This window comes from Streptomyces sp. NRRL B-24484 (genome assembly GCF_000717715.1).
GTDB lineage: Bacteria > Actinomycetota > Actinomycetes > Streptomycetales > Streptomycetaceae > Kitasatospora.
This window is the reverse complement of sequence record NZ_JOAI01000007.1, coordinates 152,086-166,953: the sequence shown is the minus strand read 5'-3', so window position 1 is coordinate 166,953 and position 14,868 is coordinate 152,086. Positions and strand designations below refer to the sequence as shown.

At 71.7% G+C, this 14,868-nt stretch carries 8 protein-coding genes; 3 read left to right on the top strand and 5 right to left on the bottom strand.

The window, feature by feature from the left end:
- Positions 1–221 precede the first annotated feature (221 nt).
- The 3 genes from IE98_RS0109350 to IE98_RS0109340 all read right to left on the bottom strand — a co-directional run bounded on the left by IE98_RS0109350 (position 222) and on the right by IE98_RS0109340 (position 6,057).
- Complete coding sequence (locus tag IE98_RS0109350) at positions 222–1,424, bottom strand: ROK family protein (protein ID WP_030267202.1); 1,203 nt, start codon at positions 1,422–1,424, stop codon at positions 222–224.
- Entirely contained in the window at positions 1,421–1,903 is a 483-nt protein-coding gene (locus tag IE98_RS44405; RefSeq protein WP_052390320.1) for an ATP-binding protein, read from the bottom strand. The genes IE98_RS0109350 and IE98_RS44405 overlap by 4 nt, the downstream gene beginning before the upstream one ends.
- 1,247 nt (positions 1,904–3,150) lie before the next feature.
- A complete protein-coding gene (locus IE98_RS0109340; RefSeq protein WP_052390319.1) occupies positions 3,151–6,057 on the bottom strand; it encodes an RICIN domain-containing protein in 2,907 nt (968 codons plus the stop codon).
- Positions 6,058–7,166: 1,109 nt separating this feature from the next.
- On the opposite strand from IE98_RS0109340, the gene IE98_RS0109335 reads away from it, so the two are divergent.
- A complete protein-coding gene (locus tag IE98_RS0109335; RefSeq protein ID WP_030267198.1) occupies positions 7,167–9,998 on the top strand; it encodes an ATP-binding protein in 2,832 nt (943 codons plus the stop codon).
- Positions 9,999–10,171: 173 nt separating this feature from the next.
- On the opposite strand, the gene IE98_RS0109330 is transcribed toward IE98_RS0109335, so the two are convergent.
- Together IE98_RS0109330 and IE98_RS0109325 are read right to left on the bottom strand one after the other, a co-directional pair.
- Positions 10,172–10,873, bottom strand: coding sequence for a response regulator (locus IE98_RS0109330; protein WP_030267195.1), 702 nt, complete (start codon positions 10,871–10,873; stop codon positions 10,172–10,174).
- Complete coding sequence (locus IE98_RS0109325) at positions 10,870–12,510, bottom strand: sensor histidine kinase (protein WP_052390317.1); 1,641 nt, start codon at positions 12,508–12,510, stop codon at positions 10,870–10,872. The genes IE98_RS0109330 and IE98_RS0109325 overlap by 4 nt, the downstream gene beginning before the upstream one ends.
- 822 nt (positions 12,511–13,332) lie before the next feature.
- On the opposite strand from IE98_RS0109325, the gene IE98_RS51890 reads away from it, so the two are divergent.
- A complete protein-coding gene (locus tag IE98_RS51890) occupies positions 13,333–13,971 on the top strand; it encodes an ATP-binding protein (RefSeq protein WP_078660883.1) in 639 nt (212 codons plus the stop codon).
- 141 nt (positions 13,972–14,112) lie between these two features.
- Positions 14,113–14,628: a UBP-type zinc finger domain-containing protein gene (locus IE98_RS52535; RefSeq protein WP_106976548.1), complete on the top strand. Its 516-nt coding sequence runs from the start codon at positions 14,113–14,115 to the stop codon at positions 14,626–14,628.
- Positions 14,629–14,868: the final 240 nt, after the last annotated feature.

Below are 14,868 nucleotides of genomic sequence, written 5' to 3'. Positions count from 1 at the left end.
TCCGCACCGCCGGGCACCTCATTGTGCCAGCAGGACATGGCACTTGGGTTCAGCGTGCGACAGGGCGGGAACCCCGGTTCGACCGACCGTCAGCGATCGGCGCCCCCGCTACGCGAGCGCTCATCGGTGTTTGATTCTGATGCTTCCGCATCTGGCGACACGTGACCGGCCATCGGCACGGCACACCCGACACACCCCCTGCGCCGCACCGGCGTCTGCCGTCAGCTTTCCCGGGCGGGGCCCGGGGCCGGAGACTCCCCGGGATCACCGGCTGCCGCCAGCACCAGCTCCACACCTCCCAGGAGCGCCGCCCGCTCCCCGAGCGTGGAGGACAACACCAGCGCGGTGGAGTCGAAGGGCAGTGCGCGCAGCGCCGAGCGCAGCGGCCCCGCCAGTCGCTCACCGAGCGGCGCAAGTGCCCCGCCGAGCACGATGACCGACGGGTCGAGCAGCAGGACCGCCGTCGCCACGGCCTCCGCGAGAAGGGTGATGCCGTCCGTGTCGAGATCCGTGACCCGGCCTGGGCCCGGGCGCGTCGTCGCCGAAGCGGCAGCACCGCGGTCGCGCGCGAACACGCGCCGCAGGGCCTTGTCGTCCAGGTACGCCTCCAGGCACCCGCGCCGTCCGCATCGGCAGAACCGGCCTCCGGGGCGGACCACCAGGTGGCCGAGGCTCCCGGCGCGGCCCGTGCGGCCGCGGTGGAGGGTCCCCCCGATCGCGATCCCCACCTCGATGCCTCCGCTGTAGGCGACGTTGAGCACGGTGTGCGCGCCTGCGGCCTCACCCCGGGAGGACTCCGCGAGCGCGCCGAGGCCGGCACTGCTCTCGACGGCCACGGGGATCTGCCAGCGCCGGCTCACCATCCGCGCCACGGTTCCCGCCCACAGGCCCTGCGCGGGGCCGAGGACCGGCGGGCAGCCGCGGTCCGGGCGGCTGGCTCCGGGCAGCGCGAGGGCCGCGCCGAGCAGGACCTCCGGGCCGACCCGGGCATCGGTCAGTACCTGGTCGATGCAGGCCAGCAGCAGGCGCTCCGTGGCCCGCGCCTCGTGCCCGGACGGAAGGTCCACCCGGCGTTCCGCCAGGACGGGGTGCAACCGGCTGCCCACGGCCACCGCCAGCCGGCGCGGGCCGATGTCGACGGCCAGGGCAGCGCCGGCGGTCCGGTCGAAGGAGACGAGGACCGGCCGGCGGCCGGACCGGCCGTGCGGGATGGCCGTCTGGGTGACCTGACCGTGCGACTCCAGCTCGGCCACCAGGCTTGCGACGGTGGTGAGCGACAGACCGCTCTGCCGGACGAGTTCCTGCCGGGTCGCGGGGCCGTTGCGGCGGAGGATCCGGAGCAGCAGCGCCCGGTGGGACGCCCGCCGCCGCGCCTGCCCGTGGGTGGCCGATCGGGGCCCTTCGGCGCCCGTCCCCGCCGTCATCGTTCCTCCTCCGGGTGGGCGGACCGCGCCGCGGGGAGCCGCACGCAGGCCTCGACGAGAGTGCCGGTGGGACCGGACGCGACCGTGCAGCGGTCGGTCAGCGCCCGGACCAGCTCCAGGCCCCGCCCGCAGGGGGCGTCGGCGTCGGCGCCGCTGCGACGGGCTTCGGGCCGTTCGCGCCAGCATCCGCAGTCGCGCACCGAGATGAGCAGGTGCTCCGGTCCGATGGCGACCAGGACCGCGACCGAGTGGCTGCCGCTGTGCAGGACGGCGTTGGTCACCAGCTCGCTGACGACCAGGCAGGCCGTGTCGCAGGTGTTCTCGGACAGGCCGAGATGGCGGACGCAGTACAGCACGAATCGACGCATCTGCGGGACGGACGCCTCGGCGGCGGCCGTGGCGCAGGCGGCTCGGGAACACATGGGGTGCGGTCCGGCGCTCTGGTCGCCGACCTGTTCGAGGTCGCGGGCGGTGGTCATGGCGGTCTCCCGGCGTGGTGCTCGTGCCGTCGCAGGCGCGCAGGGTGCCGTGGGCCCGTGGTCGGTGCACGGGTCCGGGGGCTGGTGCCGCGGCGGCTGGGTGTTCAGGCAGGGCGGGACGGGGTGCACGAAATCCCGTGGTGCTGCGGCACCGGGTTTCGCCCGGCCGATTCAGGAAATACGTGCTGCGATGTCCCGTGGGGGATGCGGCCGGTATGCCGTTCGGTGGATTGTTTTTTCCGGCTCGTTTCTATGAAAACCCGCCCGAGGGTCCGGGGCCACGGCCGAGGAACAGGATTACGATGTCTTTTTCATATCGCGTGGGTATAGCCGTTGCCTGAGATGGGTGACATGTGCGTGCTTCGGAACGCGCAGTCGGGGGACGCGGTGGGTACTGCCCGCGGAGACGTAGGTATTCCCTGGGTAGGGCCCTGGACGGCGGCCGTCCGGGCCGGACCCGGAGGGCCGGTGCCGGCGGGCCCGGACCTTGACGGGAGGGCCACCGCCACCTCTCCTCACGGGCACGGTCGGGGCCGGAGGCGCGGTGGACGGTGTCAGGTTTCGTCGATGTGCCTGCTCGGCACATTCGGACCGCTGCCATTCGCGGCGGCCGCGGAACAGCGTCCCGGCCGCCGTTCGCAAGCCGCGCCGTTCTGTCGTCCCGGCGGACATTCGGCAGGTCCGATGATTCGACACGAGCGATTTCCGCGGGGAGCCGGGCACATGCATGGGCGACTCGTCCTTCGATGGAATCCCAGGGCCTCGCGGCGACTGCCCAGCAGTTGCCGGTGGGCCGGGCGGAGGGGCCCGCGAGCTGTGGCCCCGACGTCGGGAGCACCGGCCACCAACGCCCTGGATGTGTGGGCGCGGGCACGCAGATGCTGTCGGCTACCGCGCGGGAAGCGTTGCCGACGGCGCACAGCGGTCTCCGGGCGAACGACCACCGGCGTGGGCGGCTGGGTCTGCCTCCGGCGCCTCTCGTCGTGCCTGTCGGCCAGTGTAGGGGAAAATCCAACAGGTCGGCAATGAAATGCAACAGAATCCCCCAACCTGATGCGGCTGCACCTCCCCGCCTGGCGCCGTCGAGCACTGCGTACCGACCCCGCCGGTTGCCGACCGATCGTCAACTGCCGAAGGGCCGGTCGGCGCGGCGGGCGTGGATGCGTGCGCGGCGCTCCGAGGCCGACGGTCCGGCCCCCGGTGTGGGGGGCCGGACCGTCGGCCTGGGCGTGCAGGGGGTCCGTGCGTCAGGAGGGGATGAGCGTCCACTGCTGGGTCACGGCGGTGCTGCTCGGGGTCTGCTGGACGATGTTGGCGCCCCTGGCGGTGGAGGAACCGGCGGTGTCGAGGGCCTTGGTGCTGTTGAGGTTGATCAGCGCCCAGTGGCCGTTGGCGGCCGGCTGGAAGGCCCACTGCTGGCTGCGGCTGCCGACGGCACAGGTCTGCTGCTGGATCTGGGCCTGGTCGGCGGTCGAGGAACCGGCGACGTCCAGGCACAGGCCGGACATGCGGTTGGTGATGGTGAACATGCCCGCGGTGGCGGCGGTGTGCAGGTCCCACACCTGGTTGGTGCCTCCGTTTGGCGTCCACTGGATGGCGCTGCCGCCGGGGTTGAGGGAGCCGCCCGACATATCCATGACCAGGCCGCTCGCGACGTTGGAGAGGTTGTAACCGGCCCCGGCGGCGGGAACGGGGGTGAAGTCCCACTGCTGGTTGGGCTGACCGGTGCTGTGGTACTGCACGATGGACGTGCCGGGGTCGGGGAGGGCGCGGAAGACGTCCAGGAGGTATCCGCTGCTGAGCCGGGTGGCGATGGTGTAGGAGCCGTTCGCGGTCGGGGTGATGCGCCAGTGCTGGTTGTCCCCGCCGTTGGCCGTCCACTGCTCCAGCGGGAGGCCGTCGGTGGTGCTGTTTCCGGGGACGTCGAGCACCTCGCCGCTGGCGACGTCGGTCAGGGTGAAGGAGCCGTTCCTGGCGCTCAGCTGCCACTTCTGGGAGTCGGCGGTGCTGCTGACGGGCTGCTGTACGGTCTTTGCACCCGTCACTGTGGGGTCGCCGGCGAGGTCCAGGGCCATTTTGGTCCCGTGGCTGGTGATCTGGTACGTGTAGGCCGACGGCAGCTGGCCGATCGGGTTGATGGTGAGGTTGTCGAACTCCTGGGTCTGGTAGCCGCCCAGGGCCAGGCCGACCTGCCCGGCGGTGAAGGCCGCGTCGGTGGCGGAGCCGACCGTGACGTTGTCGACCGCGGCGGTGATGGTGCTGCCCTGGACGGTGACGGCGAGGTGGTGCCACGTTCCGGTGCCGAGCGCCGTGGTGGTGCCGGACCTGAGGTTGGTCGTCGTACCGTTGGTATCGGTCTTGACGATGGACCAGGCGCCCTGGTCGGACACCTGCAGGGAGTACGCATTGATCTTGGCGACGCCCCACTGCGCGCCGACGCGGGCCATGACGCGGACCGTTCCGGGCTGTTCGAGCAGGGTGTCGACGCCGATCGTGTAGTCACGCCACCCGCCGTCGCCCATCAGCGTGTAGGGCTGCGAGCTGTTACCCGCCCACGGCAGCGGGGTCTGGTTGGCCATCTGACGCACGCACTGGCCGCTTCGCCCGCCGCCGCAGGAGGCGACCTCGAAGGAGCCGTTCATGTCGGCCAGGAGAGCGGCCTCGCTGTGCAGCGCGTAGCCGTCGAAGTTGTCGTTGTAGGGCAGGGTCAGCGAGGCCTGCGGAGGCAGGGCGGTGCTGCCCTTGGACTGTCCGGTGGTGGTGGTGAGCGAGTACACGTAGCCGGGCTGCGCGGTGAAGGAGTAGCTGCCGTTCTGCGGCGTGATGTCGGTCCCCCGCAGGAAGTACTGCGACGGGTCGGTGGAGGCCAGGTTGCTCGCCCAGACGTGGACGGTGCCGGTCGACAGGCCGCCGGTGACGTTGAGGTGCACGGTCCGCGGGCCGGTGGCGGTGCTGGTCTCCACGACGGTGGTCCAGTCGCCCCCGGTGGGCGACTTGAGCGTCACGTAGCTGCCGGGCGACGTGGCGCTGCCGGTGCCGCCGTCGAGGTATCCGGAGGCGGAGTCGATGAACTTCCACCCCGGCTTGGTGACCTGGGTGATCTGGGCGGTCGACCACACGGTCGCGCCTACGTTGTAGTACCCCGACCACGGCTGATCCGCCTGCAGCAGGCCCACGGTGTTGAACGGCAGGTTGGGGTAGAGCGCGGCGATGAGCGGCCAGTTGAACGTCGCGGTGATCTTCCCGTCGAGGTAGCCGCGGGTGATGGTGCGGATCTGCTGCGCGGTGCCCGCGTTCATGTCCAGGGAGCCGTTCTCGCTCGCCCAGATCGGCTTGCCGGACTGGGTGGCCGCGGCCGGAACCGGGCAGTTGTAGGCGGTGCCCGTGTCACCGGTGCCGCCGTTGGTGCCCTCGCACGGGTAGTGGTGACCGATGATGTCCACCGAGTTGGCGAAGTCGGGGTAGGCCCCCATCTGCGTGAGGAGGGGCCAGGTGCCGGTCGTGTCGCTCTTGACCGGGAAGCCGTGCCAGTCGTCGTCCGCCACGAGCTTCACCGAGCCGTACCCGGCGGTGTTCAGCGCGGAGCGCAGTTGCGGGAACCACGTCGGGGCCGGGGTGCCGCTCTCGTTGCGACCGCCGAGGTAGTCGATCGACAGTCCGTTCTGCCTGGCGCAGCCGAGCCAGTCCTTGAGGTAGGTGATGCCGTTGGCGTTCCAGATGTTGCCGTTGGAACCGACCCAGCCCGGCGCGCCCCAGGCGAGGGCGGCGAGCTTGATGTCGGGGTTGCGGGCCTTGGCCTGCTCCATCAGCCACCACTCGTAGCCGGTGTCGCACCGCACCTGGCCCTGCACGTGCTCGTGGGAGGCCTCCGCGCCGTCGGTGGAGTTCGTGTCGCCTCCGATCTCGACCTTGAGGACCTGGAGAGCGGCGCCGTAGCCCGGCTTGAACATGTAGTCCAGGATCTGGGACCGCTGGGGCTCCGGGTAGTCGATCAGCAGGCGCGAGTTGCCGCCGCCGCCGCTGACGGCACCGATGCCGTCGAAGGTCCGGCCGGTGCCGTTTCCGTCCACCGTCACCGTCGTGTCCGGGGTCGCAGCCGTTGCGGGCGGCGACACGGCGAACAGGTTCGCGACGCCGAGCGCGAGCAGGCACACTGCTCCTCCCAGCCGGCTGCGCCCTGAAGCCTTTCTTTTCATGGTCTTCCTCCATCTGTGCCGAGCTCCTCGAAGCGAGGTGTGACTCTTCACTGCTCGAAATTTCCTGCACATGGACCAGCGTCAGCAAAATTGCCTGGGAAGACTGTCGAGACCTCCCTCATGAATCGGTTTCCGGCTGCCGAAGGCAGGTCCCACCTGCGAGAAGGCTTCCGACGGGGGCCTCCTGGCCTGCGCGCTGCCCGCAGAGGCGCGGGCCGAAGAGCCGGACGACAGCACGGTGTGCGTTCGGAGTTGGGACAGCGGAGCACTGCTCTCGGGCTACCGCAGGGCGTCGGGGTGCCGGCCGCGGGAAACTCCGGGCCGGTGAACGCCGACCTGCCGGCCGGGCCTCCACCTGGGCAGCCGCCCGGCTCCGCCGCTCCGGGCAGCCGATGGTGCCGACGGAGGCAGGAGTGCGTGGGCGGCTTGGGGCGCCGTACGCCCGGCTGCGCTCGTGACCGGGTCCAGTGGGGAACTTCCTTTGGTGGACATCGTGCTTCCTCGGGAGTCCGATGTGAGTGGATGGACTTCCGCCGCGACGTCCGCCCAGCGGCCGTCGTTCGGCTGTGCCGCGTCGGCCGTCGAAGGGTCGAGCGGAAGCCGGCCGGCCGGAGAGGCGGGATCGGAGGCCTGCGCAGGCGACCGTTCCCCGACGGTCGCCGCATCACCAGCAAGAATCAAACCTGTTCGCGCGAAATCAAACATATTCAAACGTGCTGAGGCAGTGAAGCACCGTCCGTCCGTTGAAGTCAATGGGTCGGCCTGTACGCCGCTCGCACCGATGCCGGATGGATACGCGGCAGGGGCCACGGCACCCGACGGGCCGCCGACGTGACGAGGCACGGCACGGCGATGCCGAGCACAAGCCCGGCACATCAATCCCGAAGCGCCCGGAAAGCGCCAGGCCGGGGCCTGCGCCGGGCGGCCCTCGGATCGACCTGCCGGGCGGCCGGGGAGCACTGTGAGAAAATTGCCAGTGCGACTGCTTGATCAGTCCGTTCGGAGGAGCCATGCCAGGCGCGCGGGCCGGCAGGCCCGGTCCCGACCACCGCACGAGGTTCGCGTTCGTGGGGCGCGAGGACGCGATGCGCCGACTCATGGACGGTCTCGGTGACGGTCCGGCAGTGGTCTTCGTGGCGGGCGAGGCCGGTATCGGGAAGTCCCGGTTGCTGCACGAGGCGGAACACCTTATCGCCGCGAACGGCACGCCCGTGCTGCGGGGCGCGTGCCATCCGCTGCGCGAACCGCTGCCGTTCGGCCCGGCGATCGAGGCGTTGCGCGACGGCCGGTCGCACTTCGGGCCCGAGGCGCGGTTCGGCCCGGGTGCCACCGTCCTCGCGCCCCTCGTTCCCGAGCTCGCCGACCGGTTCCCCGATCCCGGCCCGAACCCCGAGGACGGCCCGCGCACGCAGCTGCTGATCCGCGCGGTCCACGAGGTACTCGGCGCCCTGGGCCCGGCCGTGCTCATGGTGGAGGACCTTCACTGGGCCGACGAAGCCACCCGCGACCTGCTGCTCCTCCTGGCCCGCAACCCGCCGGAGCACCTGCGGCTGGTCCTCACCTACCGTCCGAACGACGTGCCCGGCAGCGGCAACGTGCTCGGGTCGCCCTACCGCCGGCCCGTTGGCGTCGGCGGCACCGAGATCGTCCTCGGGCCGCTGAGCGAGGACGACGTCCGGGACCTGGCCGCCTCCGTCATCGGCCCCGCGGCCACCGGCCCCCTGTGCCGGGAACTGTTCGAGCGCAGCGGCGGCCTCCCCCTCGCCGCCGAGGAGGACCTCCTCGTCCTGGCCCGTCGCATCACCCCGGCGGGTGACGGCGGCGCACCGCCGGAACTCGTGGAGGACACCAGGGTGCCGCGCGCCCTGCAGGAGGCGGTCAACAGCCGGATCGAACCGCTCGACCCCGCAGCGACGGCCGTCGTGCAGGCCGCTGCCGTCCTCGCCGTCCCCGTGAGCGAGGAACTCCTCTCCGAACTGGCCACGCTGACCGAGGATCAGGTCGAGGAGGCACTCATCGCGGTACTGGACGCCGACGTCCTCGTCGAGAAGGCCAACGGCCGCTACGGTTTCCGCCACGTGCTGGCCCGCCGCGCGGTCTACGACAGGATTTCGGCTCCGCGGCGCCGCCGCCTGCATGCCCGCGCCGTCGAGGTCCTCTCCGCACAGCAGGCACCCGCACTGGTCCAGATCGCCCACCACACTCGCAGGCTCGGCGACACCGCCGCCTGGCTGCCCCGGGCACAGGCCGCCGCGGACCACGCCACCGCGGTCGGCGATGACGGCGTCGCCGCCGAACTCCTGGGGCAGCTTCTCGCCGAGCCCACGCTCCCGCCCGACGACCGCGCCCGCTGTGCGCTCGCGCTCAGCACCATCGCCGTCTACCGGGCCGACCCCGTGACCAGCATCGCGACACTGCGGGGGATTCTCGCCGACCCCGCGCTTGCCACCACGGTCCGTGGCGAGATCCGCTTCAACCTCGGCCGGATCGTGGCCAACACCGATCCGCACCAGGACAGCCAGGTGGAGCTGGAACAGTCGGTTGTCGAGCTGGCGGCCAGGCCTGAGCTGGCGGCCGTCGCCATGGCGACCCTGAGTATCCACTCCAGCCTCGGTGCACGAGGCGGCAGCATCGCCGAGAACCTGGCCCGGATGGAGCAGGCCGTACAGCTGGTGGCGCACAGTGACGATCCGGTCTCCCGGGCGGATGTCCTCGCCAATCACATCACCCTGCTTGAGCTGGTCGGCGACCCGCGGGGCCGCGAACTCCTGGCACAGCTGCCCCGTCGGAGCACAGACCGCCGCATCCTCCGCCACTGCGCCCGCGCCCTGCACAACGCGGCCTACGACGAGATGGCACGCGGCTGCGACCAGGAGGCCCGCGTCCTGCTCGGCCAGGCCGAGGAACTCGGTGAGCGCACCGACAACCAGATCACGCAGGTGAGTTGCCGTCTGATCCGGCTGCAGCTCGATCTCGCGGGCGGGCTCTGGGCCGACCTGGACCGCAGGATCGAGGCGATGCTGCAGGAGACCGCCAACGACAGCAACCTCCAGGTCGAACTGCTGGTACCGAAGGCAACGCTGGACACGGCTCGCGGCCGGTGGGCAAGGGCCCGCGCGAGCCTGGAGCCGATCGCCGCTGCCGTCAACGCGGACATCGCGCCGGAGGCGATCACCCTGCTCGCCCGGCTCGACCTGCTGGAGGGTGACACGCAGGGAGCCTGGCACCGGACGGAGCCACTGGTCGCGGGCAGGCGCTCCAAGGAGCTGTGGTCCCGGCCGGTCGACCTGGTCCCGACCGTCGTCCGCACCGCCCTCGCCTGCGGCCGCCATGGCGAGGCACAGAACCTGACCGACGAGGCCGAACGCGGCATCCGGGGTCTGAACGCCCCCGGGGTGGCCGCCGGGGTCGACTGGTGCCGAGGCATGCTCGCCGACGACGCCGGCAACGACGACGCCGCGCTCGCCGACCTGGGACGCGCCCGCGTGCAGTACGAGGCGATCGGGCGCATCCCCACCGCCGCGAGGGTGGCCGAGGACATCGGACGTCTCAGGCTCGCCCACCACCCCGACCGGCCGGGGACGGCCCGCGAACTCCAGGACGCCCTCGACGTGTTCAGCCGCCTCGGTGCGACGGCCGATGCCGCCCGCTGCGAACAGGCCCTGCGCGACAGCGGCCGGCTCAGGCCCGCCGCCCGCGGCCGCCGCAGCTACGGCACGGACCTCTCCCCCCGCGAACACCAGGTCGCCGAGCTCCTCGCCACCGGCGCCGGGAATAAGGACATCGCGCACGCCCTGTCCCTCTCTCCTCGCACCGTCGAACACCACGTCGCCAACACCCTCAGGAAACTCGGCGTCACCCGCGGCCACGTGCGCGACGCCCTCGACAGCGCCGGCTGACGCGGCGGCAAGCAGGCCGGTGGCGGCAGGCGTGCTGCGGTCCTCCTCGGCGCCGACGAGACGGAGGAAGGTCGGCCGGAACGCGCGCCGGGCCCGTGCGGAAGACCTTGGCCGCGTACGCGCTGTCGGGGCGACCAACGCGTGCTTTCCCGACCGTGGTCGAATGGGCCAGATCAGCGGCGCCAGCGGTAGCAGAGCTCGGGCCGACCGACCTGGCCGTACTGGGGCTCGCGCACGGCGAGGCCGCTGTCGACCAGGTGTTCCAGGTAGCGGCGGGCGGTGATGCGTGAGACGCCGGCGGCGGTGCCCGCCGCGGCGGCGGACAACCCGCTGCCGGCAGCCTGCAGCGCCCCGGCCACGGTCTCCAGCGTGGGAGCGCTCAGGCCCTTGGGGAGGGCGGTCCGGCGCTCAGGGGTGCGGAGCAACGCGATGGCCTGGTCGACCTCGTCCTGGCCGACGGCCTCGCCCGGGCGGCCGATGCTGGCCCGGTAGCGGGCGTAGTGGTCGAGGCGTTCGCGCAGCGCGGCGCCGCTGAACGGCTTGAGCAGGTACTGCACGATGCCCTCGGAGACGGCTGCGCGGACCATCGCCAGGTCGCGTGCGGCGGTCACCGCGATGATGTCCGGGGTGTGGCCGGACGCCCGCAGCGTGCGGCACAGCCGCAGGCCGTGGCCGTCCGGCAGGTAGAGGTCGAGCAGGACGAGGTCGATCGGGGCGCCGGCGGTCCGGGCCCGTTCCAGGGCGCGCAGTGCCTCGGCGCAGCTGTGCGCGGTCGCGGCGAGCCGGAAGCCGGGGGTGCGGGTGACGTGGAGACCGGCCGCGTCGGCGGCGACCGGATCGTCCTCCACGACCAGGACGGCGATCTCGGCGATCATCGGACGGCGTCCCGTTGGAGCGGCAGCCGGACGGTGAGCACGGCGCCGCGCTCGCGGCCGATCTCGACGGTGCCGCCGTTGCGGCGTGCGGTCTGGGCGACCAGGGCGAGGCCGAGGCCGCGTCCGTGCTGCTTGGTCGTCCAGCCGCGGCGGAAGACCTCGCGGGCCTCGTCGGCGTCGATGCCGGCGCCGGAGTCGGCCACGCGGAGCAGCAGGCTGCCGTCGTCGACGCGGGCGGTGACGGCGACCTCGGGTGGGCCCGGGTGGGCGGCTGCGTTCTCCAGGGCGGCGTCGACGGCGTTGTCGATCAGGTTGCCGAGGACGGTGACCAGGTCGCGCGGGGCGAGCTCGGGTGGCAGCAGGCCGTCGTCGATCCGGCTGTCCTCGGTGAGGACGAGGTCGACGCCGCGTTCCGCGGCCTGCGAGGCCTTGCCCAGGAGCAGGGCGGCGAGCACGGGTTCGCCCACCGCACCGACGATGTCGTCGGTGAGCCGCTGGGAGAGCTCGAGTTCGGCGGTGGCGAACTCCACCGCCTCGTGGTGGCGACCGAGCTCGATGAGCGAGACGACGGTGTGCAGCCGGTTTGCGGCTTCGTGCGCCTGTGCGCCGAGCGCGTCGGCGAAGCCGCGGACGCTGTCCAGTTCGCCGGTGAGGGACTGAAGCTCGGTGTGGTCGCGGAGGGTGAGCACGCTGCCGAGGTCGGTGCCGATCGGCGAGGTGTTGAGCACCACCACGCGCTCGGCGGTCAGGTGCACCTCGTCGTGGGCCGGCTCAGGGCCGAGCACCGCCTGCACCAGCGAGTCGGGGAGGCCCAGCGCGTCGAACCGCAGCCCCTCCACGTCGCCATGGAGATCGAGGAGTTCACGGGCGGCGTCGTTGCAGAGCATCACCTGCTGGGAGCGGTCGAGCAGGACGAGTCCCTCGCGCACCGAGTGCAGGGTGGCCTGGTGGTAGTCGTACAGGTGGCTGAGTTCGGCGGCGCCCATGCCGTGGGTGTGGCGGCGCAGCCGGACGTTGGCGAGGTAGCTGCCGGCACCGCCGAGGGCGAGGGCACCCGCGGCGACGCCGGTCAGGGCGAGCAGCGGGCCGCGCAGCTCGGCGCTGATGGAATGCAGGGTGATGCCGGCGCTGACCATGCCGACCACCTGGGCGTTGCCGTCGAGGATCGGGGTGACCACGCGGACGGACGGGCCGAGGGTGCCGGTGTAGGTCTCGCTGGTGGTGCGTCCGGCGAGCGCACCGTCGATGTGGCCGAGGAAGGGGCGGCCGATCTGCGCGGGGTCGCGGTGCGCCCAGCGGATGCCGTGCGGGTCCATGACGGTCACGAAGTCGACGCCGGTGTCCTTCCGGACCTGCTCGGCGTACGGCTGGAGGACGGCCGTGGGGTCGGGGCGGACGGCGGCCTCCCGGACGCTCGGCGCATCGGCGACCGCCCGGGCGGCGGCCGTGGCCTGGCGCACCGCCGCGTCATGGGTGCGCTGCTCGGTGAACAGGAAGGCGAGGACGGCGCCCCCGGCGACAACAGCGGCCACGATCACCACCTGCACGAGGAAGAGCTGCCCAGCGAGGCTGCGCAGCAGGCGGTGCGCAGCGCGGTCCGAAGCCGGTCCGGCTGGGTGACCGGGGATGAGCCGCATACCTGCCAGTGTGCACCGTCTTCTCCGGCGTGAGGACGGTGAGGCGTGAACTAAATGACCGTAAACGTGACCTCCATCACATCGGCGACCATAGTTTTCCCCAGGACGCCAGGACAGGCAAAGGAGCCTTGAAATGCCAAGCACAAGAGCAGTCCGGAGCCGAACTGCCCGTACACACCGCCTCTCACCCGCGGTGACCTCGGCAGTGGCCACCCGTATCGCCCCGGGACCGGCGGCGCCCTGGGCGGCAGTGGAACCGGAGCCTCTCGGAGCATGCTTCGTAAATCTCATCAGCTGATGATCAGATCAGACATCTTCTGCATGATCATCTCGGCTTCGGCTCGACCGCCAACGCAACCAAGGCAGCCGAGAGACGCCGGGTCGACAGCCTGGCTCCCGGTCTCCGACCCGGCGAGGTCTAACCGTCGCACCGGGTATCGGCCTCCCGAGCGGCAATCCGGTCGAACCCGATCCGGGTTCGACCGGACAGTGCCCTCGCCGTGTCCGTGCATCACGCGGACATCGACGTCGACGAGACGGTGCACCGAAACGCCACCGCCAGCAGGCCGCCGCATTCTCCTCGGCGGACCGGGCTGACCGGTAACGCTGAACCAGCCGTGCAAGCACTCTCCGCCATCACGACCACAGCCCTGCCTGAGCCGCCAGCCACAGAACCGACCGGCACATTCGAGCACTTCGTTCTCTTGGCCACCGGTCACCCAAGGCGATACCCGCCCAGAGACGAAAGGGCGACTGGTAGGGACCCGAAACGGCCGGGGCTCCGGACCGAGACAGCAGCACCCATCATCGGATGTGATCGCCATGTACGCCAGCACCCTCATCCACGGCACCGGCCCGGGCGCAGGCAACGGCACGGCTCTCGCCCTGGCACCGGCCCGGGTCGCACGTCCGCAGCACGGCCGAACGACTCCGCCGGCGCCAGGGGGCACATGGCTGCTCGAGCACCGACCGGAGGCCGCCGCGGACGCCCGCCGCATCACCCGCAACTCCCTGCGGGCCTGGCAGATCGGGGATGACGACACCGGGGACACGGTCCTGCTGGTCGTCTCCGAGCTCGTCACCAACGCCGTCGAACACGCCTTGGCCCCCGTGCATCTGCACCTGTACCGCACCGAGACCGACGGCCGGGTGTGGATCGGCGTCAGCGACGCCGGCCCAGCAATGTGCGACAGCGCCTGGGGCCACTCCCGCACCCCCGACGAGCACGGTCGCGGCCTCACCATCGTCCGGACGCTCGCCGAACACCACGGCAGCCACACCTGGCCCGGCGGCCACACCACCCACTGGGCCCGCATCAACCCCAGTGACCCCGCCGCCTCAACACCAGTGCGCTCCAGCACCGTGGCGGCGCGCGCCCGGAACAGCCGACAGACAGAGGCGTCCGGCACCGGTATCCCTGGATCGACGCGGACCGAACCTTCATGTGGGCCTCGACGGTGATCCCTGACCTCGGCCCGCCGGAAGACCCATGGTCGACCCACAGGGCGTGACGCTGCCCAGGATGAGGGTTCATGCCCTGGCCAGAGCGAAAGTCAGTGGTGAGACCGGGGAACGTCCCGTCCGTCCAGCCGATCGACCAAAGTGCCGCCGAGTGGTACAGGCTGCGTCGAATGCGAAGCCGCCGGCGGCTGGTGGTTTCACCCGCCCCGCTGCGCGCGCCGCCGCCGCATCGGCTGCTGCGACGACTCTCCCGCCGAACACGCCACCGCACATGCCGAGGCGACCGGGCACCCGACGATCCGCAGCTTCGAACCGGCGGCGGTACCCGGTCTGGAACTACGACACCTCGCAGCTCACGGATCCGGACCTCGGCCGGCCCCGCCCGACAGCCACCCGGCGGAGCAGCCCGTCCCGGGCCCCGGGTCTGCGGTGACGGAAACCATTAGGGGAACCAGGCTGTCTGGCGGTGTGTCATGTGATGAGCCGGATGACTCCGGGCGGCCGGAAGCGCCGCCGTTCACGGCGCCGGTTGGCCATGGACGTCGGCGCCTGAAATGGTGGCTGCGCGACTGCCGACTGTGGTGGCGGCGGAGGCTTTGGCCCGCTTCGTCTCGGCGCGCTGCAAGGCCTGAGAGGCCGTTGTCTTATCGGACGTGATCGAGGCATTTCCGCTGGTGAGACATAGTGTCGGCAGCCGGGCGGCAGGGTTGGTCCATCGGGATCGTCTCGTCGGTGGAGGTGCCGGATGGCGTCGGTGGTGGGGCTGCTGGAGGAGCGGGAACTCGCCGCGCAGCAGCGGGTGGAGTCGTTGCGCGAGGCTGCGGACCGGATCCTGGCCGAGCTGGCGGCCGCTGAGACCGACTGGGAACGGTGGGTGATCGCCCGGGAGAGGGTCCG